At 47.1% G+C, this 25,586-nt stretch carries 23 protein-coding genes; 19 read left to right on the top strand and 4 right to left on the bottom strand.

The genetic code is table 11. The features are described 5' to 3' along the window. The first annotated feature begins 1 nt into the window (after position 1). Genes R3D00_15325 through galE form a run of 17 tightly spaced genes read left to right on the top strand, consistent with a single transcriptional unit; the run spans position 2 to position 17,891 of the window. Positions 2-943, top strand: a complete 942-nt coding sequence (locus R3D00_15325) for a class I SAM-dependent methyltransferase (GenBank protein MEZ4774555.1) — start codon at positions 2-4, stop codon at positions 941-943. Beyond that, a complete protein-coding gene (locus R3D00_15320; GenBank protein ID MEZ4774554.1) occupies positions 925-1,638 on the top strand; it encodes an acylneuraminate cytidylyltransferase family protein in 714 nt (237 codons plus the stop codon). Before R3D00_15325 ends, R3D00_15320 begins: the two co-directional genes overlap by 19 nt. A 3-nt stretch (positions 1,639-1,641) precedes the next feature. After that, positions 1,642-2,622 (top strand): polysaccharide deacetylase family protein, encoded by a 981-nt coding sequence (locus R3D00_15315; GenBank protein ID MEZ4774553.1) that lies wholly within the window; start codon positions 1,642-1,644, stop codon positions 2,620-2,622. 2 nt (positions 2,623-2,624) lie between these two features. Then, complete coding sequence (locus R3D00_15310; protein MEZ4774552.1) at positions 2,625-3,419, top strand: formyl transferase; 795 nt, start codon at positions 2,625-2,627, stop codon at positions 3,417-3,419. Continuing rightward, positions 3,416-4,843, top strand: coding sequence for a hypothetical protein (locus tag R3D00_15305; GenBank protein MEZ4774551.1), 1,428 nt, complete (start codon positions 3,416-3,418; stop codon positions 4,841-4,843). The genes R3D00_15310 and R3D00_15305 overlap by 4 nt, the downstream gene beginning before the upstream one ends. A gap of 2 nt (positions 4,844-4,845) precedes the next feature. Then, the gene (locus R3D00_15300; GenBank protein ID MEZ4774550.1) at positions 4,846-5,673 is read left to right on the top strand and encodes a class I SAM-dependent methyltransferase; all 828 of its coding nucleotides are present in this window, start codon (positions 4,846-4,848) and stop codon (positions 5,671-5,673) included. Positions 5,674-5,680: 7 nt separating this feature from the next. Beyond that, positions 5,681-6,817 carry a glycosyltransferase family 4 protein gene (locus R3D00_15295; protein ID MEZ4774549.1) on the top strand — a complete coding sequence of 379 codons (1,137 nt, stop codon included), beginning with the start codon at positions 5,681-5,683 and terminating at the stop codon, positions 6,815-6,817. Beyond that, positions 6,814-8,004 (top strand): glycosyltransferase family 4 protein, encoded by a 1,191-nt coding sequence (locus tag R3D00_15290; protein MEZ4774548.1) that lies wholly within the window; start codon positions 6,814-6,816, stop codon positions 8,002-8,004. The genes R3D00_15295 and R3D00_15290 overlap by 4 nt, the downstream gene beginning before the upstream one ends. Beyond that, on the top strand, positions 8,001-9,143 hold the full coding sequence (locus R3D00_15285) for a glycosyltransferase family 4 protein (protein MEZ4774547.1): 1,143 nt from the start codon (positions 8,001-8,003) through the stop codon (positions 9,141-9,143). The genes R3D00_15290 and R3D00_15285 overlap by 4 nt, the downstream gene beginning before the upstream one ends. Continuing rightward, positions 9,136-10,428 (top strand): O-antigen ligase family protein, encoded by a 1,293-nt coding sequence (locus R3D00_15280; GenBank protein ID MEZ4774546.1) that lies wholly within the window; start codon positions 9,136-9,138, stop codon positions 10,426-10,428. Before R3D00_15285 ends, R3D00_15280 begins: the two co-directional genes overlap by 8 nt. Continuing rightward, complete coding sequence (locus R3D00_15275) at positions 10,425-11,477, top strand: glycosyltransferase family 4 protein (GenBank protein MEZ4774545.1); 1,053 nt, start codon at positions 10,425-10,427, stop codon at positions 11,475-11,477. Before R3D00_15280 ends, R3D00_15275 begins: the two co-directional genes overlap by 4 nt. Positions 11,478-11,481: 4 nt before the next feature. After that, positions 11,482-12,633 (top strand): glycosyltransferase, encoded by a 1,152-nt coding sequence (locus tag R3D00_15270; GenBank protein ID MEZ4774544.1) that lies wholly within the window; start codon positions 11,482-11,484, stop codon positions 12,631-12,633. Beyond that, positions 12,630-13,190: a WcaF family extracellular polysaccharide biosynthesis acetyltransferase gene (locus R3D00_15265; protein MEZ4774543.1), complete on the top strand. Its 561-nt coding sequence runs from the start codon at positions 12,630-12,632 to the stop codon at positions 13,188-13,190. The genes R3D00_15270 and R3D00_15265 overlap by 4 nt, the downstream gene beginning before the upstream one ends. Before the next feature lie 19 nt (positions 13,191-13,209). Next, complete coding sequence (locus R3D00_15260) at positions 13,210-14,160, top strand: NAD-dependent epimerase/dehydratase family protein (GenBank protein MEZ4774542.1); 951 nt, start codon at positions 13,210-13,212, stop codon at positions 14,158-14,160. A 36-nt stretch (positions 14,161-14,196) separates the two neighbouring features. Further along, on the top strand, positions 14,197-16,068 hold the full coding sequence (asnB, locus tag R3D00_15255) for an asparagine synthase (glutamine-hydrolyzing) (protein ID MEZ4774541.1): 1,872 nt from the start codon (positions 14,197-14,199) through the stop codon (positions 16,066-16,068). Positions 16,069-16,093: 25 nt separating this feature from the next. Next, positions 16,094-16,846, top strand: coding sequence for a glycosyltransferase family 2 protein (locus R3D00_15250; protein ID MEZ4774540.1), 753 nt, complete (start codon positions 16,094-16,096; stop codon positions 16,844-16,846). A gap of 13 nt (positions 16,847-16,859) precedes the next feature. Beyond that, positions 16,860-17,891 carry a UDP-glucose 4-epimerase GalE gene (galE, locus tag R3D00_15245; protein ID MEZ4774539.1) on the top strand — a complete coding sequence of 344 codons (1,032 nt, stop codon included), beginning with the start codon at positions 16,860-16,862 and terminating at the stop codon, positions 17,889-17,891. Positions 17,892-17,900: 9 nt separating this feature from the next. On the opposite strand, the gene R3D00_15240 is transcribed toward galE, so the two are convergent. From R3D00_15240 to R3D00_15230, 3 genes are all read right to left on the bottom strand, one after another. Continuing rightward, positions 17,901-18,656 carry a hypothetical protein gene (locus tag R3D00_15240; protein ID MEZ4774538.1) on the bottom strand — a complete coding sequence of 252 codons (756 nt, stop codon included), beginning with the start codon at positions 18,654-18,656 and terminating at the stop codon, positions 17,901-17,903. A 12-nt stretch (positions 18,657-18,668) separates the two neighbouring features. After that, a complete protein-coding gene (locus R3D00_15235) occupies positions 18,669-19,259 on the bottom strand; it encodes a sigma-70 family RNA polymerase sigma factor (protein MEZ4774537.1) in 591 nt (196 codons plus the stop codon). 80 nt (positions 19,260-19,339) lie between these two features. Further along, positions 19,340-21,262: a kelch repeat-containing protein gene (locus tag R3D00_15230; protein MEZ4774536.1), complete on the bottom strand. Its 1,923-nt coding sequence runs from the start codon at positions 21,260-21,262 to the stop codon at positions 19,340-19,342. Between the two features lie 261 nt (positions 21,263-21,523). Here R3D00_15230 and R3D00_15225 point away from each other — a divergent pair, with 261 nt between their 5' ends. Next, entirely contained in the window at positions 21,524-24,586 is a 3,063-nt protein-coding gene (locus tag R3D00_15225; GenBank protein ID MEZ4774535.1) for a CHAT domain-containing tetratricopeptide repeat protein, read from the top strand. Continuing rightward, a complete protein-coding gene (def, locus tag R3D00_15220; GenBank protein MEZ4774534.1) occupies positions 24,583-25,233 on the top strand; it encodes a peptide deformylase in 651 nt (216 codons plus the stop codon). Before R3D00_15225 ends, def begins: the two co-directional genes overlap by 4 nt. A gap of 65 nt (positions 25,234-25,298) precedes the next feature. On the opposite strand, the gene yidD is transcribed toward def, so the two are convergent. Then, a complete protein-coding gene (gene yidD / locus R3D00_15215) occupies positions 25,299-25,559 on the bottom strand; it encodes a membrane protein insertion efficiency factor YidD (GenBank protein MEZ4774533.1) in 261 nt (86 codons plus the stop codon). Between the last annotated feature and the right edge of the window lie 27 nt (positions 25,560-25,586).

Raw genomic sequence — 25,586 nt, 5'->3', positions numbered from 1 at the left:
GATGAATACGATCACCCAAACCACCACCACACGTGCAGAGCGCATCGCTTCCCTGGCTTACAATTACGAACAACAGGAAAAAGTACGCCTCTCCCAATGCAATCTTTGCGGGGAAGGAACTCTTTTTACCATTACCCATAAAGACCGCTACGGATACCCCGCATCGGTAGATGTATGCACTTGCTGCGGCCTCACATTTCTGAATCCCAGGATGACCGCAGAGGCTTATACTGATTTTTATATTTCGGTTTACCGACCGCTGGTAAGTGCCTATCATGGAAGACTGATTGACTCCAAAACCGTACAGGAGGATCAGAAGGACTACACCGCCAAACTTACAGAAATCCTCCGCCCCTGGCTCGAAAAAGGATCCTATCAGTCTCTGCTGGATGTGGGCGGTTCTACTGGCGTGGTTTCTGTCGGACTCAGCCAGGCCTATGGCCTGAAGGCCACCGTGATTGATCCGGCGCCTGCCGAAATAGAAGAGGCACAGGCACTGGGTATGGAAACCATTACCGCCTTTATTGAAGACTGGGACCCCAAGGGAAAAAAATACGACGTCATCGGTATTTTCCAGACCATTGACCACCTGCTGGATGTTTCAGGCACTTTCAACAAACTCCGCTCGGTGATTGCTCCCGACGGGCTGATGGTTGTGGACATTGTGGATTTTCGCCATGCCTATCTGCGCAACTGGTCGATCAATGAAGGAACAAAAATCGATCACCCTTATTATTTCACCGAAGAAAGCACAGAAGCTTTGCTGGCGCGAACCGGCTTTCAACCTGTCGGAAAAGTAGTGAGCGAAGACCTGTTGCATATTTTCTATATCTGCCGCCCTTCAGTCCCCAATCCCCACGCATTGCCAACTGCTGATTCTGTAAGAGAATATCTTCGCGAGATCAGGTTTGTACAAGGTACCCAATGGAAAAAACAAAAATAAGCGTACTCGGTATTATCCCGGCGCGAGGTGGCTCCAAAGGAGTACCTCGCAAAAATATCCGCCCCCTGGCTGGCAAATCGCTCATTCAACGAACCTTTGAAACTGCCCGGGAAAGCCTGTCGCTCGACCGGATTGTATTGTCAACTGATGACGAGGAAATCGCCGCCCACGGGCGGGAGATCGGGCTCGAAGTTCCCTATATTCGACCCGAACACCTCGCGTCCGATACTTCTGCGATGGTAGATGTAATTATCGATATGGTCCAATTTCTGGGAAAAGACAACTATTTTCCGGATGCAGTCATGATCCTGCAACCGACTTCTCCCTTTCGGAAATCTCACTATATCGATCAGGCAGTACAACTGCTGGGAAACCATGACGCAGTCTGTGGGGTTGTGCAGGTTCCACCCGAACTTAGCCCGCATTATGTCATGCGCATTACAGCGGACGGGTTTATGGATTTTTTCCTCCCGGAAGGAGCGCTGATCAAACGCAGGCAGGATGTACCCAAAGCCTACCGCAGAGAAGGGACGGTATATCTCACCCGTACCGAGGTGCTGTTGCGGGATAAAACGATTTATGGAAAAACATGTGTGCCGCTTCTGGTAAATCCCGAAGATTCGCTCAGCATTGACACAGAAAAAGACTGGGAATACGCGGAACAAATCATCCGGCAGCAACACATTAACAACTGATCCATGCTTATCGCCATCAATTATCACTATATCCGGGACAGCTTCGAGGCGCCTTTTCCCGCCATATTTGGGCAGACGCCGGAAGAATTTGAAAACCAGCTCCGCACGCTGGGCCAACAGGGGGAGTTTGTCGGACAGGAAGATATTCTCAACCACCTGGTACACGGCAAATCACTTCCTGAAAAGTCTGTTCTTATTACTTTTGACGACGGGCTGAAAGAACAATACACCCGGGCGCTGCCTATTTTGGAACGTTTGGGCATACCGGTGGTTTTTTATGCCAATGCACGCCCGCTGGTAGAGCCCCGCGTGTTGAATGTGCACAAAATCCATCTCCTCCGGTCGCAGGTCGCACCGGAAGAATTGACGCAAAAAATTGTCGAAGCTATTGAAAAACAGCAGATTGCCGTTGATACCCAAAAGCTGGAAAGTCAGGCAACACTCACTTATCGATACGACAGTGAAGACAATGCCCGCATAAAGTACCTGCTCAACTTTGTACTCGATTTTCGGGAAAGAGAGATTTTGATGGATGATTTATTTCGCCAGTATTTTGGAGAGGCAGAAGCTGCGATTCACCAAAATCTATATATGGATGCCGCAGAAATACGCGAGGTTGCAGAAAAGGGATATCTGGGCTGCCATAGTTACGAACATCTGCCGGTAGGTCTTCTGGGAAAAAATGCCCTGCAAAAGGATATTTCTCTTTCAAAAACCATACTCGAACAAGCCGCAGGAAAACCAGTCTACAGCTTCAGCTACCCCTATGGATCGGCGGAGGCCTGCCAGAATGTAAAAAACACCCTCAGGCAAAACCATTTTCAGTTTGCCTTCACCATGGAACGCGCCATCAATCACCAGATCGGCGACCCCTTTTACCTTTCCCGGTTTGACACCAACGATGTGCCGTTGGGAAAATCGTATCCCTTCCAGCCGGAAGAAATGTTTGAAAAACTCAAAACCAAATCCTGGAATCTCAATTAACCATGCAGAAAGTTGTCATCATCACCGGTAACGAATTGCGCCATCAGTATTACGTATCCAGAATTGCCGAAAAACTGAATGTCGTTGGGATCGTTTTTGAGAAAAAAATCAATCAGGCAAAGAAGTTTGAGGATAAACCACAGGAACTTGATATCGCAGCCCGCCATTTCCAAAACCGTGAGGTTTCGGAACAATATCATTTTGCAGATAAAATCCTCCTCCCTGACTGTCCGGTCATGGAAGTAGAAACGGGCCATTCCAATTCGGAAGAAACATTTCAATGGGTGAAACACTGTCAGCCCGACTATATTCTTCTATTTGGATGCAGCATAATTAAACCGCCATTGTTAAGCCATTATGATGGAAAAATCATCAACCTCCACCTCGGGCTATCGCCGTATTATCGCGGTGCAGGTACCAATTTCTGGCCGCTGGTAAACGGCGAACCGGAATGCGTGGGAGGAACCATTCACCTCGCGACCCTCAAGGTGGATGCAGGAGATATTTTATACCAGGTAAGACCTCAAATCTCCGCCGGAGACAATCCCCATGATATCGGCAACAAAACCATAGCAGCCGCAGTCGCGCAGATTCCGGCGATTGTGGAGGCGTATCACGCCGGACTCATGCAAGCGCAAAAACAAAATCTTTCAGGAGGAAAAGTGTACCGGAGAAAAGACCTTACGACAGCGGCCATCGAACAATTGTACCAGAACTTTGAAAACGGGCTGGTAGAAGATTTCCTTAATAACCGCGAACAAAGACTTCGGGCATACCCAATAATAGAAAAGGCATGAAACGGAAACGCTCCATATTACTCATTTTGCCAAATGTCGTCTCGCTCCGCGACGTGATTTTCACAGGTCTGCTCAACCGGCTTTCCGTTGATTTTCAGGTGGATATCATGTGTGCGGCGGCAGACAAACCCAATCTCCGCACCTATTGTGAGGAAAACGGATTTGGGCTGTATAATACGCCCGAACAAAAGCCCGGGAAGTTTTTCGCATGGCTCAACCCCTGGCTCCTCGCGTGGGTACACTGGTTTGGGAAACAGCGCATCGCCCGGAAGGGGAATATTCACACCATCCAGACAGAAATGGAAGCAGAGCGGCATCGTTCCCCGCTAAAATACTATTCAAAATATCTGTTGAGCATTTTGTTCTTCCAGTTTTCTCCTTTCTTTAACCTGCTGCTAAAGGCCTATAAAACAAGCCTCGATACTTCCGAAAGCGTAAAACTGCTTGCGGAAATCAGCCCGGCCACCATTTTGATATTTGATATTTTTGCACCTACCCACCAGCATGTGATTGCCGCAGCAGAAAAGACGCCTTTCCCAATGGTCGCCTGGATCAGAAGCTGGGATAACCTTTCTGCTAAAGGGGTGATTCTTTACCATTTTCACCGATATCTTGTCTGGAATGATATCATGCGGGAGGAACTGCTCACATACTACGACCACATCCCGGAAACCATCATTGATGTCATTGGCGGGCTGGTTTTTGACTACCATATCCGTTTTCTTGAAGAGCCGGAGCCTGAAAGTTTTCTGTACCGGGAGCAGATTCATGGGAAAAAAGTCATCACATTTATGCTCAATTACCCGGATCTGAGTCCAGGGTATCTGGAGGATGTAAAAACCATTCTGGCAGCAATTGAGGATGGAAAATTTGGGGAAAACACGTTATTCATCGTTCGCATTCAGCCCGGTCCACGTAGTGAAGGGCAGTTTGACAAACTCAAACCATTTGAAAACCGCATACTGATTGACCGCTGGCCGGCAAATCCACCCGACTTTAGTCTTGACGCATGGATGATCAACCATCGCCATTTCTGTCAGTTGGTGCAATACAGCGATGTACTGATCAATTATCCCTCCACGACCACGATCGACGGCGCTATCTATGATGTGCCAAGTGTTACGATTAGTTTTGACGGCGACGGAGAAAAACCCTATAATCAGAGTGTAAGCAGGATTTCGAAGCGCACACATTATGTGCCTTTGGCAAACTGTGGCGGCAACATCATCGCCAATTCCCCGGAAGAGCTAACCGCTGGCATCCAGGCCTATCTGGAAAACCCGCAATTGCACCAGGAAGAAAGAAAGCTCATTCTCGAAAGAATGTGCGCCGGCAAAGTCGGTAAAGTCGGAAAAGAAGTCGCCAGCCTTATGGCAGATCTATATTTACCCACAAGCATACACACCAACCCCAAACATGCCTGAATATGAAGCAGTTAATGGAAATTTTCTCAAACCGAAAACGACAGGTAGCCTGGACGGTTCTGATAGTATCCGGCTTATCTGTGGTTATCGCCCTGGTAGAATCTCTGACCAGTCTGAATGTATATCCTTATATCCTCGGGTCGGCCGTGGTGTTGTTACTGACCCTGCTTATATTCCTGGTTTTAAGGCTTTTGGAATTGCCCGACCACAACACCCGGTTGTACGAGCAGGTCGAAGCCCTGTTTTACCTTCGCTCCGTACTTCCTGACAAACGTTACACCAACCTTCCCCGGATGCGGGACTATGCCGCTTCGCCTGATTTTCTGCGTGTTCTGGCTGAAAAAACAATGGAAGCCAAACCAAAACTGATCGTCGAAGCCAGCTGCGGATTGTCAACCATTTTTCTTTCCCATCTCCTGGCCGAACACAGCCCCGAAACCCGCCACTTCGCGCTGGAAGACTCCGAGTATTACGGTGGACTTTGTCGGGAGCGCCTTGATCCCGGTGCGCTTTCTCAGGTGATTCACGCACCGATGAAAGAGTATTCCCTCAACGGCAAAACCTGGAAATGGTACGAACTCAGCCAATTGCCGGAAGGAGAAATCGATATGCTGATTGTAGACGGACCGCCATTCCACATACAACTACTGGCCCGTTATCCCGCTTTGCCTTTGCTGTTTGACCGCATAAAACCCGGTGGCCTGATCATTCTCGATGATGCAGCGAGACCCGACGAAACAGAAATCGTCAGAAGGTGGGCGGAGAACTATCACTTCTCTTCCGAATTTATCAACACCGAAAAAGGCACGACGATTCTGACAAAAAAATAATTGCACGATGACTGAGAAACTGGTATATGTCGTTTCCGAACCTGCCTGTCTGATTCCGGGCACAGGTGCTTTCCGCCATATAGAGGCAGGAAGGGAAATGCTCAGCCGGCATTTCTCAGTTACTTTTTTGCCTTTATGTGCGACACCGGAAATCGTTCAGAATTCGGGTGCCACACCTTCTGAAGCCCTTCAGGTTTCCGCGCTAAAACAGTCATTTGTCTGGGGTACATTAAAGGATATTTACATACTCTTTCGTCATCACCGCAATTTCATCTATTGGTACAAAAAACTAAAAAGCGAAAAGCCTGAGGTCATTTATGAAAGAGCTGCCTATCTCAATTTTAACGCCCTGATTGCTGCCAGACTATTGAAAATCAGGCATATCTATGAGGCAAATGGCATTCAATATCTCGTAGCGCAAACACAGTATCAGTCATTGCTCAGACCAGTAATGAAGCTGCTGGAGAAATGGGCATATAAAAAAAGTGATTATACCTTTTTTGTAGGAAGCTGGGGAGATGTGTTGAAGATGAAGAAAAAAAACTGGGAGAATATTGAAAACGGAATTGAAGCTTCATTTGCGGACCAGTTTGCCGCAGTCAACCGCCATGCCGGAGATATTATTCATGTATGTTTTATCGGCACACTCATGCCTCATCACCGGATGGATGTCCTGACGGCAGCACTGGCGAAGGTACAACACAAAAACCGCATCCATTTGCATCTGGTAGGGAAGAAATTCGACTCCGTGGTAAAGGAATTTGCCGAAAAATTCGCCATCACTACCCACGGATTTCTGGATCGGGATCAGCTAGCCGAATTGCTCAAAACCATGGATATCGGCGTCATACCCGGCGGGTTTGAATATCCATCCTTTATGAAACTGTTTGAATATGGCGCGGCAAAACTGTTGGTTCTCGCTCCCCGGCTTTATAATCTCAGACAGTGGTTTGACGAATCGGAGATTCTATATTTTGATACAGACAACGCACAGGATCTGGCAAAAAAAATAGATAATGTAGTTGAAAACCCTGAAAAGGTGAATACCTATGGGGAAGCCCTCTACGCAAGTATCCGGGAAAAACACACCTGGGAGAAAATTTTTGAACACAAAACACAAATTATCCAATCGCTTCGAAAGTGAAAATTCTGCACCTAAACGATAAAACCGCCATTCTCGGAGGAGTGGAAGTGTATGTAGAGCAGCTACAGCAATTACTTCCTGCTACCGGAGCTGAAAGCGTTTGGATGGGGATTTCGAAAAATGAACAAACGTATTCGATGCAGATTTACCCCTCAGAAAAAGTATCTGCCCTGGGGGATCTCGCAGCAACAGGAGATTTTTTGCGGCAGTGGGCAGACAGGGAAAATATCGATCTGATCAACATCCACAGTATTTCTGACCCGGATTTGATCAGTCTTTGTTTTGCGATCCGGCCCGTAGTGCGCTCATTACACGAGCCCAGAATGTTTTGTCCGGGTCAGGGGAAATTCTGGAGGTTTTCCGAAAAAGTATGCAACCAGCCTTTTGGTATTCACTGTTTGTGGCACACCTACACCCAGGGTTGCTCCAACCGCCACCCGGTTAGGCTGAAACATGCCATGGAAAATACCTGGTTTGAATTGAACACTGCGGCACCTGCCTATCAGAAAATCGTCGTGATGTCCCGCTATATGAAAGACGAATGTATAAAAGCAGGAATCGCAGAGGAAAAAGTCGGGATTATCCCCTACTTCACCCTTTACCGGGACAGGATGGCGCCAACTGATTATTCCGGCCCAAAACGACTGCTATTTATGGGGCGATTTATCAGCCACAAAGGCATTCACCTGATGCTTCAAGCCCTTCGGCCCCTGCTGGAGCAGTACCCCGATTTATATCTCGATATGGTCGGAGACGGAGAATATTACCCTAAACTCCAGCAGGAAATTGAACAACTGAAGACAGCAAAAGTAGCAGAACGTGTGGTTTTTCACGGGTGGCAAAACCGTAGACAGGTGGAAGCGTTTCTCACCAATTGTTATGCAGTCATTTTCCCATCCATTTACCCTGAGGCATTTGGGATTGTGGGAATTGAGGCCATGATGTATGGAAAACCCGTGGTCGGATTTGACACCGGAGGCGTTAACTCCTGGCTCAACGACGGAGTTACCGGCTTTTGTGTGCCCACAGGAGACACCGCAGCTATGCAAAACAGTGTGCAAAAACTCATTGATTCACCCGAGCTACACAGAGAATTTGCCCTCGCGGCGCGTCAAACCGCAGTGGAAAAATTTGTCCCGGAAATACATATTCGTCAGTTAAGTTCCGTTTACCAGTCAGCCATATGAAAATTCTCCATCTGATAGCAGAAATGAATGCAGGCGGTGCCGAAAATATTGCGGCGGGGCTGGCCGAAGCAGCAGTTGCACGCGGCCACCAGGCCGGCATACTGACCATTTTGCCGGGAAACGAATATGAAACACGGCTTCAGGCATCAGGGATTCGTTTTGATTCGCTCAATTATTCCGGAGGATTTGGCGTCCGGCGAATGCTTTTTCTTTCCGGGATCAGGCAAGAGTTAATGGAGAAAATACGTGCCTTTCAGCCGGATATTATTCATTCTCACTTGTTTATCCCTACGATTTTGCTGTTTCGCGCTGCGGGAAAACTCCCATGTCCGGTGGTACATACCCAGCATGACAACTGCCCCTGGTGGTATAAAAAAGACCTGAAGTCGCGGTTTCAGACAGCCATTGAAAAAAGGTATGCCCAATCGGTAGCCTCCGTTTCTGCGTGTATCAGTCGCTCGGTAAAGGCAGATGTGGAAAATATTCTAAAAATAAACCCAGAGAAAGCGCCCCTGGTTTACAATTTTATCCGGTTCCCGGAAAATATGCCCCGCCCTGCAGACCTTTCCCGAAAGCCCTTTCGCATTCTGATGCTGACACGGCTGGACATGGAAAAGAAGGGAATTGATCTGGGTCTTCAGATTTTCAGGAACCTATTGGCAGACATACCCGATGCCCAGCTGGTGATTACGGGTAAAGGACAGGACGAAACCCGGATTCGCGAGTTGGCGGCCACGTTACAGGTTGAAGGGAAAGTAGATTTCAGAGGATACCAAAGCGATATTTACGCAGAGTTTGAACGCGCACATATCGTGCTCATGCCTTCCCGCTGGGAAGGATTTGGCCTCGTCGCAGCCGAGGCGGGTGCCGCTGGCCGGCCCGTTGTCGCCAGCGATGCGGGCGGTCTGCCGGAAGTCATCCGCCACAACCATACCGGTATTGTCTGCGCTTCCGGCGATGTACAGGCGTTTACGAAAGCCATCCTTACACTCAACCATGACCCGGACGGTTATGCTCGTTTGGCACAGGCTGCCCAGGAGTTTGTCAGGGCACAATTTGGGATTGAAAGAGCCTTTCAGCAATATATGGACATTTACCAAAAACTGATTCCCCAACACAAAACTTCGTCTGTTGTATAGTTTTATCAGCAAATATCGCGGGTTATTCCTCCTGATTCCGGTGTTTTTTATACTGGGCAATATCTTCGCGCCGCTGAGTTATGTGCTGCTGTTTTTTGTCATGAGCTTCTGGCTGATCAAGGGGAAACACGAAACTGCCGTCATTGCACTCGTGCTGATCCTGGCTATGGGTGACAGCCGGATGCCCAGCATGGAATTTGACAAGACCCTGAGGATTATCGCCATTCTGCTGATTGGCATCCAAACGATTGTCGATTTATTTAGAAAAAAATATCGCTTCAGAGGCGTCATGCTGGCGAGTATTCCTTTCTTTATCGTAGCCACCATCGGAGGCCTCCGGAGCCCTGAGACAGGGACCTCGCTTTCCAAAATGGTATCCTACTTCCTGATTTTGCTGGTAGCTTTTCACTATTTGCCCTACCACATCCAACGCACAAAAGGAGCTTTATATCTCGATATTCTGAAACTGGCTGCGTGGATTCTGGTAGTGGGGCTGGTGTTCATTGTACTCAACAACAATGTCGCTTACCTGCTCTACCGCTATCGCGGGCTGATGGGAAATCCCAACGGACTGGGGATTTATTCCACCATGATTTTTATGATGATGATGGTCGGGCGGAGTCTGTTTCCACACGAACAAAAATTTATACGATTTCTGACCGCGTTGATTATCTTCTCGGTCCTGCTCAGTGAGTCGCGAACCTCCCTGGGAACCATCGGCATATTTATGGTTCTGTACTTCTTTTACAAATCGGGCAAAGGAAGAAAATGGAGTTTATGGCTATTTTTCCTGCCACTAGGATTTCTGCTGTTTAATTTGCTCGATTATGAAGCGTTGCTCAAGTCAATGGGCCTGGGCGAATACCTCCGGGTAGAATCACTAAGCACCGGAACGGGCCGATACCTCGCATGGGAAATTGGCTGGCGCCATATGCAGGAAAATCTCTGGATCGGACGCGGGTTTGCTTATGAAGAGATATTTTTTAAAGCTCAAAAAGGATTTCTGATCTCTACCGAACACCAGGGCGGCATTCACAATTCCTATCTAACCTTTATTATGAACAACGGGATCATAGGATTTTTGTGTATCGCTTTTTTCTATACCCGAATATTTACCAAAATCAAAATCGAAAAATTTAAGATGCCGGTAATCATTACCGTGTTGATTTCTGCCAATTTTGAATCCTGGCTCACCTCATCGCTCAATGCCTTTACGGTTCACTACCTGATTATACTGGCTGTACTGATGAACTATTCGCTCATTCAAAAAAGTATCCGAAAATGAAAGTACTGTTTTTATATACCGAAATCGCCACTTATTTCATCGCCGGGGTACAGGCGCTTGTACGGGAATATGGGGCAGAAGTGCTGATTATCCGCTGGCCGGTAAATGCGCAGGCACCATTCAAATTTGAATATGGATCAGGGATCACGGTAAAAGACCGGACAGCATTTGACGACGTTTCCCTGTTGGCCACCTGTGAGGCATTTGACCCAGACCTTGTAGCGCTTTCGGGCTGGGCCGACAAAGGCTATATGCGTGTGGCAAAAAAACTGCGGAAAGCGGGAAAAACTACCGTTTGTATGATGGACAATCAGTGGTTTGGCACCCGCAGACAACGTTTGGCAACTGTGCTTAGCCCTTTTTTCATCCGCCCTGTATTTACGCATTTTTGGGTGCCGGGATTGTTTCAGTATGAATATGCGCGAAGGCTGGGGTATCCGAGAGAAAAAATCCTCACGGGTATGTATTGCTCTGAACAGCAGCGGTTTTACGCAGCGTATGAAAGCCAGCGGGAAGAAAAAGCACGAAATTATCCCCATCGGTTTTTATATGTGGGCAGACTTTCGCCGGAGAAAGGTACCCTGAATCTGTATCACGCATTTCAAAAAATAGCAGACAAGAAAGACTGGAAGCTGATATTCATAGGTACAGGCCCTGAAGGTGAAAAGATGCAACCCTCCGACCACATCGAGATGCGGGGATTTGTGCAACCTTCGGAGCTTCCGGCATTGGCTGCCGAAGGGGGATGTCTGATTTTCCCAAGCCTGCGGGATGCCTGGGGCGTATCTATCCACGAATTTGCAGCTGCGGGACTACCGCTGGTAGTAACTGATGCAGCGGGAGCGATAACCGCATTTGTACGGCACGGGTACAACGGGTATCTTTTCGCCAGAGGAAATGAACAATCGCTGCAAAAGGCCTTGCAAAAAATCATACAACACTCCGATGAAGAACTATGCGAAATGGGGAGCCGTTCTGCAAAACTTTCTCATCAGATTACCCCGGAAAGCTGGGCAGCTACGCTTGCCGGTATTCTGATCCAAGACTAAAAAAATGAAAGGACGAACCTCTATAATGATCATGATTGACTGGTTTGCCCCCGGTTTCCGGGCGGGAGGCCCTATACGGTCATGCGTGAATCTTGCGCTCGCGCTTCAGGAAGAATGCGAAATCTTTGTGGTGACAACCAACACGGACCTGGGAGAAGATGAGCCTTACCGGAATGTGGCCTCAGACGAGTGGACCGATTATTCGGACCGGGTGAAAGTATGGTATTTTTCACGGGAGGGATTACAAATGAGCGGAATGCACGCCTTAATCCGGGAAATTAACCCGGACTATATTTATCTCAACAGCATGTTTTCCGTTCCATTTACCGTTTGGCCGCTATGGCTCATGCGCAAGGAAAAAATGCTGGAAAAAGTAGTATTGGCTCCGAGAGGTATGCTCAAACCTGCTGCCCTGTCATATAGTCCGCTCAAAAAGCAGGTTTACCTTCAGATTATGCGCATGACCAATATTCCCCGCACGATAACTTTTCATGCAACCAATCTTGAAGAGTCCTATAATATCCGTGCCTGCTTTGGCCAGGATGTCCATGTCAGAATTGCCCCCAATCTGCCGCAAATGCATCAGGGGCCGCTGCGTCCGATCAACAAACAACCCGGCAAACTGAAGCTCGCCTTCCTTGGCAGAGTACATCCGTACAAAAACCTTTTATGGCTCCTTCAGCGTTTGCAAAACCTACAGGGAAAGGTAAAACTTAGCATTTATGGGCCGATGGAGGACGAATCCTACTGGGATCAGTGCATGAATGTCATTTCGGAATTACCTGAAAATATTGTCGTAAGTTATGAGGGAGGATTACAACCAGAGGAGGTAACGCAGGCACTGGAAGCGGCTCATTTCCACACATTGCCCACCCAGGGTGAAAATTTTGGCCATGCAATATTCGAAAGTTTTCTGGTGGGAAGGCCCGTCGTCATCAGTGACCGCACCCCCTGGGTCGATCTGGAAACACAAAAAGCCGGTTGGGTGATTTCGCTTGAAGATCCCCGGAAATACGAATCGGCACTTCAGGCTGCGCTGGACATGGAGCAGGAAACCTACAATGAGTGGGCCCAAAGCAGTTGGAATTACGCAGGAGAGTATATTCGCAACTCTCGTTTAAAGGAGAAATATTTAGCCCTATTTTCAACAATATGACTGAAAGAAAACAGGTAAATTTGCGATCATTCAACAATGACTGGTACAAGCCGGGTGCAGGAATCCTGCGCAGAACCCTCTGGTATTTTGTCAATGTGGCGTTCTTTCTCAATCCGTTCAACCCCGTTTCTTCTCTTAAGGTGTTTTTGTTGCGGTTGTTTGGTGCCAGGATCGGCCAGCGGGTAAATATCAAACCCTCGGTCAATATCAAATATCCTTGGCTTCTGGACCTGGGTAATGATGTCTGGATCGGAGAAAATGTCTGGATCGATAATCTGGCAAAAATAACCATCAAAGACAACGTATGCCTCTCTCAGGGGGCAATGTTGCTTACAGGAAATCACAATTATTCACGGACAGGCTTTGATCTCATGGTCGACGAAATCATCCTGGAAGAAGGAGTGTGGATCGGTGCAAAATCAGTAGTTTGTCCCGGTGTTACATGCCGTACCCACTCGATTCTCGCGGTAGGCTCTGTAGCAACGCGGGAACTGGAACCTTATGGAATTTATCAGGGAAATCCCGCACAAAAAGTGCGCGAAAGAGTTATTATATAAACACAAACCCAAATTAGATATGACCCGAACCATTTTAGTTACCGGTGGCGCAGGAAATGTAGGCGGTAGTCTCGTAGGAAGACTCGTGCAAAATCCCGAAAACTATGTTGTCATATTCGATGACCTATCTACCGGCGATAAAGACAAACTTCCTGGCCCGGAGTTTACCAACTGGAAATTTATCCGTGGCGACGTCAACCGCTGGCAGGAAATCTCCGCAGTCATGACCTCCTACAGGTTTGATTATGTTTTTCACTATGCCGCAGTTGTCGGGGTAAAACGCACGCTCGAAAACCCGATGAAAGTACTGGCAGACATCGAAGGCATAAAAAATGTGCTGGAACTTTCCAAAAACACCGGTGTTAAACGTATTTTCTATTCTTCCTCTTCGGAAGTTTATGGAGAACCTTTTGAAATACCGCAGAATGAGGAAACAACTCCCCTCAATGCAAGGCTCCCTTACGCAGTGGTAAAACAAACCTCTGAATGTTTCATCAAATCATTCCACCGGGAATACGACCTGGACTACACCATATTCCGGTTTTTTAATACCTATGGCCCCAAACAAAGCGACGACTTTGTCGTGCCCAAATTCCTCAGCGCAGCCATACGTGGAGAGAATATCACCATTTACGGCGATGGGAAGCAGACGCGAACCTTCTGCTATATAGACGATAACCTGGATTCTACCCTCAAAATCCTCTATGAAGGGCATTGCATCAACGACGTGATTAATCTTGGCAGCGAGGAAGAAATGACGATTGTCGAGTTGGCGCAAACAATCATCAATACAGTAAACTCTACCTCGAAAATCATTCATTTACCTGCACTGGCAGAAGGAGATATGAAACGCCGCTGTCCGGACAATACCAAGATGAAAAATCTGATTGGCAGAGATCTGGTTACCCTGGAAGAAGGGATCCGGAAAATGATGTCCGCTTATATTAACGAACACTCCGTCAGAATCTAATTCCGGCAGTCCCTTTCAACATTCATATCATCGATCATGTGCGGTATTGCAGGTCTTACAGGTGAATTTAACTCACAGGCAGCGAAATCTATCCTCCTGAAAATGACCAACCGGATGGCCCACCGCGGACCAGACGGAGATGGCCATTTTGTACAACCCGGAATCGCCCTTGGCCACCGGAGATTGTCTATTATCGATCTTTCGACGGCAGCTTCCCAGCCAATGACTGATCCCTCCGGGCGTTATACGATCGTTTACAACGGCGAAGTATATAATTTCCGCGAAGTAAAGGCAGAGTTAAAAAACCAGACATTTCAAAGCAACAGCGATACCGATGTCATCCTCGCAGCGTACATTGAATGGGGGGCTGAATGTCTGAGTAAACTCAATGGCATGTTTGCCTTTGCGATTTGGGACACCGTAGAGGAAACCCTGTTTATCGCCAGAGACAGACTGGGAATCAAACCATTGTATTATCATTTTGATGGAACAAACCTCGTTTTTGCCTCTGAAATCAGGAGCCTGCTCGAATCCGGAAAAGTGCCGCGCAAACTCAGCCGGGCTACCATTTCCGAATATCTAAGGTATTATACGATCAATGGGCCCAACACCCTGATCAGGGATGTATATATGCTCCGTGCGGGTGAATACGGAATATGGCAGGACGGCAATTTTTCCACCCATCCTTTCTGGCAATTGACTCCGGAAGATCCGCAGGTTCATACCGACAATTACCAACAAACCTGTGCCAGAGTGCAGGAATTGCTGCGGGAGGCAGTTGCCAAACGGCTGATCAGCGATGTGCCCTTTGGCGCATTTCTTTCGGGAGGAATTGATTCGAGTGCGATTGTCGCGCTGATGGCCCAGGTCTCAGATATGCCTGTCAATACATTTTCTGTTACCTTCCATGAAAAGGCTTTTGATGAATCGCCTTACTCCGACCTGATTGCAAAAAAATACAATACCACACACCACCCGATCAGACTGAGTCCCGACGATTTCCTGAAAGATCTTCCGGAAGCATTGGCTGCCATGGATCATCCGTCGGGCGATGGGATCAATAGCTACGTGGTATCCAAAGTAACGCGCCAGACAGGGTTTACCGTGGCGCTTTCCGGACTGGGAGGCGATGAGCTCTTTGCTGGCTATCCGGTGTTCCGGCGGTTTGAAAAACTGCACAATATGCGGATGTTTTATGGCATCCCCACGCCCATCCGGTCGGCTTTGGGCAAGTCCGTTTCAACTGTTTACAACAACCAGAAAACAGCCCGGCTGCAGGAATTGATTTCACTCGATGGAACGGATTTCGAAGATATATACCCTGTTTTCCGCAAATGTTTTGACGACGACGAAATCGTACAATTGGTAGGATTTCATACACCGGCAAACAAACAGCTTTTGCAGGTAATCGATGAAAAAGAACTGGGCAGAATCAATGGTTTGCCCGTGTTTAGCCAGGTGAGTGTAGGAGAAATCAGCACCTATACCCGCAACGTGCTCCTACGCGATGCAGATCAGATGTCTATGGCAACTTCCCTGGAAGTCAGAGTGCCCTTTTTTGACCATGAACTTGTAGAATACACCCTGGGAATCCCCGATGAATATAAGAACCCGGTTTTCCCCAAAAAACTATTGGTTGACGCACTCGGAGATTTGCTGCCGGGAGAAATTGTGCACCGGCCTAAAATGGGCTTCGTCTTCCCGTGGAACCAATGGATCAGGCAGGATTTGAAAAAGTTTTGTGAAGACCGGATCTTTCGGCTGGCAAACAGAGAGCTATTCAATGGCGAAGTTGTCAGGACGATGTGGAAAGAGTTTCTAAACAATAGTAAGCGGGTCAACTGGATCCGAATCTGGATGCTCGTAGTGTTGGAAGACTGGATGGAGCGAAATGGAATTGAAGCCTGAGTGAATATGTATCAAAAAAAATCAGATGAAAGTTTCCATTATTACCGTATGTTTTAATGCCGAAAGCGTTATAAAAACTGCCATCGAATCGGTATTGGCACAAGATTATCAGGATATCGAATACATCATTATTGACGGAGCCTCTACCGATAAAACCATGCAGATCGTACAGGCATACGGAGACCGCATTCACCATGTAATCTCCGAGCCCGATGAAGGATTGTACTATGCCATGAACAAAGGTGTGGCAGTGGCTACCGGTGATATTGTGGGCATTCTCAACGCCGACGATGTGTATGCCGACCATCAGGTCATCTCCAAAGTAGTCGATTCATTTAAAAACAATCAGGTAGATATGACCTTTGCAGATCTGGTATATGTCAAAGCCGATGACCTTAGCCAGATCGTTCGCTATTACCCCGGGAAAGGATTTGAGCCTGAAAAATTTGCCAAAGGCATGATGCCGCCGCACCCGACTTATTTTGTGCGCAGAGAATTATATGAAAAGTACGAAGCATTTAATACGCGGTACAGGATTTGCGCTGACTTTGACCTGATGGTCAGATTTTTTGTAACCCATAAAAGGCCTTACAGCTATATTCCCGGCGTAATTGTCCATATGCGGGTAGGTGGCAACAGTGCATGGGGGCGCAATACGCGGCAAATCAACCGCGAAATGCTCCATTCGCTGCGTTCTCATGGGGTACAAACCAGTCTGCTGAAAATTTATTCCAAGTATTTTACCAAGATATTTCAATTGCTGGCAAAACCAGCCTGATCAAAAAAACTTTATGCCTAAAATTCTTATCACCGGCGGATGCGGTTATATCGGTTCTCATACCGCGATTGAAATGCTCAGCAGACCCGGATACGAAATTGTATCGGTAGACAACCTCGTAAACTCCTCCATTCGCACATTGGATCGCATTGAGCAGATTTCAGGGAAGCGAATGATCAACCACACCGTAGATGTCTGCGACAAAACCGCTTTGGCGGCCATTTTTGAAGCAAATCAAGATATTGAAGGCGTCATTCATTTTGCCGCATTAAAGGCTGTTGGGGAATCCGTTGCCAAACCCCTTTGGTATTATCACAACAACCTCGTTTCGCTGATCAACATTCTCGATTGTTGCGAAAAGTTTGGGGTGAAAGCCTTTATTTTTTCTTCCTCCTGTACGGTTTACGGCGATATCGAAGATTTACCGGTGACAGAAAAAACGCCCACGGTGGAAGCTGCCTCCCCTTATGGAAATACCAAGTTGGTTGGCGAGCGTATCATCCGGGACTTTGTAGCTGCGACCGAAGGGATCAGCACCATTGCGCTCCGGTATTTTAATCCGGTAGGCGCCCATCATTCCGGTCTAAATGGGGAAGACCCGATCAACCGCCCCAACAATCTTGTACCAGTCATTACCCAGACAGCAGCGGGAATTATTCCCGAGCTGACCGTATTTGGTGGCGATTACGATACACGCGATGGCTCCAATGTGCGCGATTATATCCATGTTACCGATATAGCGCTTGCGCATATTCAGTCGCTGGAGTACCTGTTGGAAGGAAAAAACGAATCGCGGTACGAACAGTTTAATCTCGGTTCCGGGCAGGGGGTTTCTGTTTTAGAAGCGATCGATGCTTTTGAAACCGTTACTGGCGTAAAACTCAATTATCGGGTTGGTCCGCGCAGGCCGGGCGATGTGGTGGCGATTTATTCCGATAGTTCCCTGGCAAAAGAAAAACTAGGCTGGGAAGCCAAAAGAGGGATTGAAGAAATGATGGCCTCTGCGTGGAAATGGCAGCAGACCGTATTGGCGGAGAAAAACTAAGCCGAATTTCTATCGAAACAGGCTCCTCAAATCGCGCCGCACGTGTGCGGCAGATTTTTGATAAGGATGATTTTTATCCGAAGCAAGTTTATCTGCGAGTTTCATCGCTTCTGTTTCCTGGTGGTTTCCTACCAGCGCGAGAAGAAGATACCATTCTGCCGTTGTTGAAAACCGCGAATCGTGGCTGTCTGCTATTTGGCGTAGCGGCAAAACCGCAGCCCCCGGGTTGCGGGTCAGCAGTAATGCATTTCCCAGTAAAAGCTGAGATTCCATGAAGTGTATATCAGAAGTACCGATAGATTTGAAAAGATGAATGGCCTGCTCATAATTACGTGCCTCATAAGCCTGCATGGCCTGTACCCAACGTGAAGTATCGGAATCAGACACTCCACGAAGAGAATTGCCCGCATACGCCCCGGTATAATATTTCACCAGATTTTCATCTGAATAGCGGAATTTCCCATACCGAAAACCTGCAATAAGCAGCACTAAGGCAAGTCCGGCCGCCAAGGCCCAATACCACCTGAGTCTGTAAACCTTATGAGATTGAGGTGTTTGAGAAAAGTCAGTCCGGGAGCTCAGTTTTTTCTTCAGATGAATGCCTGCCCCTATTTTCAATATTGTGTGCGCAGCCTGATGTTTACGAAAGACCGAAGCAAACGACGCGTCATTGGCCAACCGATCTTCTACGGTCCGGGCAGCCTTATCATCCAGCAACCCTTCGAGGTAATCTTCGATCAGATCGAAATCGTCCTGATTTTCCATTCACTTTGCTTATTAGGGTTTTAATCTTTCCAGTAAATCAGGATTTTGGTCCAGAATATCGAGTAAATGTTTCATACAAAGCCGCTTTTTTTTTCGGGCAACACCTTCTGTTTTGTAACCAAGGACTCCGGCAATTTCCTTCATCGAGTAACTCAGCTTCCAAAGCTCCAGCACCTTGCGGCATTTGTCGCCAAGCAACCCGAGCAAATGATCCACTTCTGCTTCCAGTTCCCGGTCTACCAATATTATTTCAGGAGATTGGGCTTCGCGGAGGTCAGATTCAACAATCTGTGGATTTATCCCACCTTCTCTGTGCATCGTCCGGAACTGTTTGAGCCAAAGATTTTTCCCGATCCCAAACAAATATCCACCTATCGAACCCGTGCCCTGATATTTACCCGCCCTCACACTCATTATCAGGTTGCGGATACTGTCCTGAAAAATATCCTCCGCATCTTCCGGTGAGCCTCCTCGGCTTTGAACAAAATGAGAAATCTGCCGGCGAAATACTCCTTCCCGATACAAATGACGCATAACATGCTCCAAATCCGGACCACCTTTTACGATAGCCCGGATGATGTCTTCATCGCTATGAGGAACCATGGTATGCAATAATATGTATCTCCGGGAAATAAATTGTTACCGTGAGCAGACATATTTTACAGGGAGAAATTCCGCCCCGCTTATCTCAACTCTATGATCTCACTGAATACAGCTCCACCTTTCCCCCGGATCAGCAAAAAGTATGTTCCGGCGGGAATTGCCTTCAGGGAAAGACTTTCGGTTTCACTTCTCATATTTATTTCCTCCCGCAATACGGCCTGGCCCATCATATTGGAAAGGCTAACCGAAATCTGCGACTGGCCTGCCATCAATGATTCTATCTGCAATGACTGGGCTTGTTCAAGTGGATTCGGATATACGCGAAACGCTTTCTCTGACTGGTCAAAAAACACCTGTACCAGCGGAAAAACTTCTGTCTGTCCGTCAAAGTCTGTCTGTGTCAACCGATAATAGCTCATCCCGGCAATGGGGAAATAGTCGGTGGCCGCATATTCACGTGTAACCGTGCCATCTCCTTTGCCGGCAACTGTGACAACTTCTTCGAAGGAAATACCATTTCGAGATCTTTCTATGGTAAAATAATTGTTATTCAGTTCACTTGCGGTAATCCAGTTAAGCTGAACCATTTTTTGAAATGGCGTGGCAGTAAAACTGAGTAGTTCTACCGGAGCCGGAGCACTGCCGCCATCACCCGATAGGGAAACATTCACTGCTGCATTCCCACCAGTGTGAGTTACTTCAAGTGTAGCCGTTTTTAATCCTGTAGTGGTTGGCACAAAATCTACGGGAATATTGAGTGAGCCGCCCGCAGGAATGACCACTGGCAGAGTAACGCTCAAATTAAGTGCAAACTGATCGCTATTTGTTCCGGTGATTTGGATATCCTGAATAATTGTTGCCTGGTTTCCCACAGAACTCACCAATATTGAAGTAAGCGAACCGATATTGCCAACGCTTACAATTCCATAGTTCAGGGAATTGGCCGTAGGGTCGATATCACTCGCTGTAATCGCCGTTCCAATTGGTGTGCCGCCACTATAATCACCCTGTACAAGATAGTTGGGATCGGTACCCGCAATATTGGTTCCCCCCCGAACCGGAGATGCCCCTGCAGCGATATAAATCCTGCCATTGTTGGCGATAGGCTGTGAAGCGTGGCGTCCGACATTCATTGGATTCCAGGTATTCCAGGTAAGCGTATTTAAATCAAGCGCCTCGACATTATCGGTGGCATTGGTTGACAAATCATTTTCTCCGCCAATCACAACTACATGGTCATTAAATAAACAAGCCATGGTGCCAGCCCTTACCGTGGGAATATTGGATGCAGGAGGCAGGGTTGTCCAGGTATTCGTGGGAATATCATAGACATCGACTTCTGAAACCGTTCCCTGAAAAACATTGGCGCCAGAGCCGCTTCTTCTCCCTCCGGCTACATAAATTTTACTTCCGGAAAGTACTGCCTGAAAATGGTCGCGGGAATGGGGCGCATCGGCCAGCTCTGTCCATGTATTGGTCTCAGGATCATACACATCTGTCCAGGGCACCCAGCCACTCTGGTGGCCATTCTGGATACCTGCGATGACATAAATTTTACCGTTGTACACAACAGCGCCGGAAGAACCTCTTCTCCGTGAAACAGGAATCGTGGGACCAACAACCCATTGATTAGAAACAGGGTTGTAGATATAAATATCCGGAACAGGAGTTTCTGTAGGAAAAGGTCCGGTCATCACCCCAATGGCATAAATAAGCCCATTGAGCTCTACCGCCTGAAAATGGTGCATTTCCAATGGGTGTTGTCCGCCATTTGACCATGAATTGGTTCCGTAGTTAAATACTTTTACCTGAACATTAGAAGCATCACTGCCTCTTCCGCCCAACAGGTAAAACCGATTTCCGGCCTGTGCAAATGCATTTTCGTGTCGTGCTTTAGGCGCTGCCCCAGTAAAGGACATGCCCGTCCAGGTACCCTGCGCAGATAATAAATAGGGAAAAAAACAGATGCCGGAAAGCAGGATATAGAGAATATTTTTTTTCAAGGTAGTAACTTTTGAGAGAATAATATATGAGCAAATTTTCTTCTAAAAATTCAGGCCAAAACCATTCCAAAAACGATTTATTGCCGAATGATTTGCATAAGATTCACTAAAATTTCAATGCATATTTACAGGATAAAATCAGATTTTTTATACACTATCGGGGGAATAAAAAAAATAGGGCTTTGAATGGTGATGTTTAAGGGATGACCGGCACCATGATGAAGCCATCTATTTTTCCTATATTAGGATAAAAATCATGTTTTGAAGAAGTTGTCGTATCTGGTAGTTTTTCTTTTATATGACGTTGTGTTCCTGGCTGAGGTAATTTCCCAGGTTGATTCTCCTGCGAATCCCGATTCATTGCAGGCGGAAAACTGGTACCAGCAAGCACAACAATTGTCGGATGCTGCCAGCTATGACAGTGCGATTTTCTACTTCCAGAAATCCGCAAATTTGTTTCGGCACTCGGGGCAGACAGAAGGTTATCTCCGGGCAATCAACCATGTTGGCGTCATTCATATATTTAACGCAAGAATTGAAATTGGAAAATCTTTTCTCGATACTGTGATCCGCCTTTCAACCCGCAACCCCCGCCTGGTCAACCAACGTGCCCTGGCATATAATTATCTGGGAGGATATTATCAGCGAAAATCCCATCCGGATTCCACCACTTTTTGTTATCAGCAAGCCCTCGCATTGCAAAAAAAATCGCCAGATGTGCCGCCTTTTGATCTGGTAATGACTTACAACAACATCGGTAGTAACTACAACGAATGGGGCGCATTTGACAAAGCGATCGTTTACCTGGATTCTTCCATGTCTATCGCACAGCAAAAACTCCCGGACAATGAACCGATACTCGGCATTTTGTTTAATAATCTCGGATTCAGCTATTCAGCCCTGGGAGAGTATGACAGATCTGTAGCCTTCCTCGAAAAGGGTGCCCGAACCGAATTGAAAATTTTAGGGGAAAAACACCCCAACCTGGGGATTACCTATGTCAACCTCGCCCGAAGTATTCAGGAAACCAAAGAGTATGACAGGGCATTGACTTATTATCAAAAAGCTTTAACCATATTTTCTACGGCATTCAACCCCAAACACCCCTATGTAGCCTCCACTTATACCAATATAGGACAGGTTTACGGGATAAAAAATGAATTTTCACAGGCCATACGCTTCCAGCGAAAAGCCATTCAACTGAAAAAAGAGACACAATCCCCCTTAAATGTCAGCCTGGCCGCCAGTTATGGACATATGGCCCGCGCGTTTTCGGGTATAGGGCAACCAGACTCCGCTTTACACTATTACCAGATGAACCTGGATATCCTCGAATCTGTATATCAGGGGAAACACCATGAACTCGCGGTTGTTTATCGGGAGAAAGGAGAAGTTCTCCTACAGACAGGTCAAAAAAAATCAGCCGAAACGGCATTCAGGCAGGGAATCACCGCATTGTGCAACAACTGGAATCCGGAATCAGTATCCATTTCAGAATCAGGTGATTGCATCATTCACCCTGAACTCATTTACACCCTCGCGGCATTAGGAAAGTACTATTTCAAAACTTATGAGCAGGACTCCAAAATAGAAACGCTTGAAAAAGCCCTGAAATGCTACCAACAATCCGTATCAGCTGCCGATGCCCTCCGAAAAGGTTATCACTCTGTCAGTGCCAGGGAATCACTGGCAGCCCGTACCGCTGATACTTTCAGAGAGGGATTAGCGGTTTCTTCTACGCTATACCAAACAACCAACGACCCCCAATACCTCGAAACAGCTTTTTGGTTTTCTGAAAAAGCGCGTGCCCTTGTTCTGCTTGAAGCAGAAAGAGAAATTGCGGCGAAAACGTATGCTGGCGTTCCAGACTCACTGATTGACGAGGAGTACCAGTTAAAAACCAACAGGGCTTTCTACGAAAAATTATTATTTCGCGAACATAGAAAAGGAGGAAATGCATCGGATGAAATCCCCCGGTTGAAAGACAGCTTATTTGTCATAAACCAAAAACTTGCTAGTTGGCAACAATCCGCCCAGATTCAATTTCCCGATTTTTATCAGTTGAAGTATGGGGCCCAACCGGTCACCATTCGTCAAATTCAACAGTCCATTATTCAGTCTGGAGAAACATTTATTTCTTATCTCGCCAGGGAAAATCAATTATTCATATTTCTGGTCACAACAGAAAATTCCATACTGGCGGCTGTACCGCTGGAAACCCCCTTATCCCTTTGGGTTGACAGTCTCCGAACCAGTATTTGCGGATATCATTTATCAGATCAACCGACCGAACCCCTATATCTTGCCCTCAATCATCAATACACACGCCTTGCCCATAAGCTATACCAAAAACTGCTTGCTCCGGTTGAAACCCAGCTAACCCAACGTTTGATCATTGTACCTGACGGCGTGCTAGGCTATATTCCATTTGAAGTACTGCTTACCCAAAGCCCTGAGGTCGAAGGCGCGTTTAAAAACTATCCGTTTTTGATTCGGAAACACGCCATCAGTTATGTCTATTCCGCCAGCCAGTATAGAGAATCTTCCGAAAGAAAACGAACTCCCACAGAGTATTTCCTCGGAATGGCACCGGCATTTTATGGCAATGCAGAGAATAAATACATCTCTGCCCGGGAGATTCAGGCAAATAACCTTATGCCACTCCGGTACAATCAGGAAGAAGTCAAAAAAATCAGCAAAATGCTTTCGGGAAGAACCGAACTGGGCGACCAGGCAACTTTGGAAAAATTTCAATCTTTGGGGCATTTGTACCGGATCATCCATCTTGCGACACACGGAAAAACAGACGACGCATATCCGGATTATTCATTCCTGGCTTTTCGGCAGGAAGGTAATCCAGACAGTATCGCCAGACTTTACATCAGCGATCTCTATGCGCTCAACCTGAATGCAGACATGGTTGTGTTGAGCGCATGCGAAAGTGGTACAGGTAAATTGCTTCACGGCGAAGGCATTTCCAGCCTTGCAAGAGGATTTTCCTATGCTGGTGCGGGAAGTCTGCTCACCACGCTGTGGGCAATTAATGATCAAAAGACAGCCGATTTTATGAAGGATTTTTATGAAAAAATCCATGAAGGAATGACCAAGGATGAAGCCCTTCAACAGACAAAAATCCAGTATCTTGCGACCCACGACAACTATTATTCCCACCCCTTTTTCTGGGCTGCATATATAGGTATTGGCGACATGAAACCCATGCAAAACCCGTCAAATCCGGTATTCGTATGGCTGTTGTTTTTCCTCCTGGCAGCGGGAATGGTGGGGGGAATCTTATATTCTAAAAAATCAATATTCACACGATGAAAAAACTGTTTTTATCTATCTGCTTTTTGCTGACAATTTACGCAGTGTGGGGACAGAGCGGGGAGATTTTGCCGCTTTCTGCAGAAGAAACCGCCCTTATCATGGCAGGAGATACCGCCACGCCTATGCGCGTATTTCTGATCACCCAATATGAAGATTCGCTTCTGCTGCGGTCAAAAAGCCTTCCGGTAAAAGCGGACCCTGCCGATACCGTATTGCAGCAATTTATCGCACGCCTATATCGCACGGTGACCGACTCCGCCTCTATGGGGGTGGGCATTGCAGCCCCGCAGGTGGGTTTGCTTCGCCAGATTATATGGGTACAGCGATTTGATAAAGAAGGATTTCCTTTTGAAGCGTACCTCAATCCAGTGATTCTTCAATATTCGCGACTCAGCCGAACCGGAATGGAGGGGTGTCTTTCTATCCCCGATATCAGAGATACCGTTAATCGCGCCTACGCGATTTTGATAGAATACGACTATCCTGACGGTAGTCACCATATTGAAATGGTAGAAGATTTTACCGGCGTGATTTTTCAGCATGAAATCGATCACCTCAACGGGATCGTATTTACTGACCACCTGAAACAGGAGATCAAAGACGCAGAGGAAAAAGAATTGAAAAAAGAATCCGATAAGGAGTAAGAATGAATCAGTGGATTTATACCGGTGGCTGAGGTCACTCGAAGCCCCGGTATAAATCCACCAATTCACTCGCCAGCCCCATGGTGATGTTCTGGCTCGGGAACCGGATCATACCCACTGCCTCCCCAGGGATGACAGCGGGAAATTCGCCGGATAGCCATCCATCCCCCTTTGAGCGGACCGTGTTTTTGGATTGCCTCTACCGCATAATGGGAACAGGTAGGTACATATCGGCAGGTCGCCGGCGTAAAGGGAGAAATCGCCCCCTGATAAAACCGGACGATCATGATCATCAACCAGGAAAAAAAATTCCTTATTATTTTCATTCTGCAAAAATAATATATAATCCCTTC

The sequence above is a fragment of the Bacteroidia bacterium genome (assembly GCA_041391665.1).
Lineage (GTDB): Bacteria > Bacteroidota > Bacteroidia > J057 > J057 > JAGQVA01.
The sequence above is the reverse complement of the archived record's forward strand: the minus strand, read 5'-3'. Positions and strand labels throughout refer to the sequence as shown.

Bases quoted from the DNA above. Each gene is read 5' to 3' on its own strand.
- R3D00_15325 (MEZ4774555.1), top strand. From the start codon at position 2: ATGAATACGATCACCCAAACCACCACCACACGTGCAGAGCGCATCGCT.
- R3D00_15320 (MEZ4774554.1), top strand. From the start codon at position 925: ATGGAAAAAACAAAAATAAGCGTACTCGGTATTATCCCGGCGCGAGGT.
- R3D00_15315 (MEZ4774553.1), top strand. From the start codon at position 1,642: ATGCTTATCGCCATCAATTATCACTATATCCGGGACAGCTTCGAGGCG.
- R3D00_15310 (MEZ4774552.1), top strand. From the start codon at position 2,625: ATGCAGAAAGTTGTCATCATCACCGGTAACGAATTGCGCCATCAGTAT.
- R3D00_15305 (MEZ4774551.1), top strand. From the start codon at position 3,416: ATGAAACGGAAACGCTCCATATTACTCATTTTGCCAAATGTCGTCTCG.
- R3D00_15300 (MEZ4774550.1), top strand. From the start codon at position 4,846: ATGAAGCAGTTAATGGAAATTTTCTCAAACCGAAAACGACAGGTAGCC.
- R3D00_15295 (MEZ4774549.1), top strand. From the start codon at position 5,681: ATGACTGAGAAACTGGTATATGTCGTTTCCGAACCTGCCTGTCTGATT.
- R3D00_15285 (MEZ4774547.1), top strand. From the start codon at position 8,001: ATGAAAATTCTCCATCTGATAGCAGAAATGAATGCAGGCGGTGCCGAA.
- R3D00_15275 (MEZ4774545.1), top strand. From the start codon at position 10,425: ATGAAAGTACTGTTTTTATATACCGAAATCGCCACTTATTTCATCGCC.
- R3D00_15270 (MEZ4774544.1), top strand. From the start codon at position 11,482: ATGAAAGGACGAACCTCTATAATGATCATGATTGACTGGTTTGCCCCC.
- R3D00_15265 (MEZ4774543.1), top strand. From the start codon at position 12,630: ATGACTGAAAGAAAACAGGTAAATTTGCGATCATTCAACAATGACTGG.
- R3D00_15260 (MEZ4774542.1), top strand. From the start codon at position 13,210: ATGACCCGAACCATTTTAGTTACCGGTGGCGCAGGAAATGTAGGCGGT.
- asnB (MEZ4774541.1), top strand. From the start codon at position 14,197: ATGTGCGGTATTGCAGGTCTTACAGGTGAATTTAACTCACAGGCAGCG.
- R3D00_15250 (MEZ4774540.1), top strand. From the start codon at position 16,094: ATGAAAGTTTCCATTATTACCGTATGTTTTAATGCCGAAAGCGTTATA.
- galE (MEZ4774539.1), top strand. From the start codon at position 16,860: ATGCCTAAAATTCTTATCACCGGCGGATGCGGTTATATCGGTTCTCAT.
- R3D00_15240 (MEZ4774538.1), bottom strand. From the start codon at position 18,656: ATGGAAAATCAGGACGATTTCGATCTGATCGAAGATTACCTCGAAGGG.
- R3D00_15235 (MEZ4774537.1), bottom strand. From the start codon at position 19,259: ATGGTTCCTCATAGCGATGAAGACATCATCCGGGCTATCGTAAAAGGT.
- def (MEZ4774534.1), top strand. From the start codon at position 24,583: ATGAAAAAACTGTTTTTATCTATCTGCTTTTTGCTGACAATTTACGCA.
- yidD (MEZ4774533.1), bottom strand. From the start codon at position 25,559: ATGAAAATAATAAGGAATTTTTTTTCCTGGTTGATGATCATGATCGTC.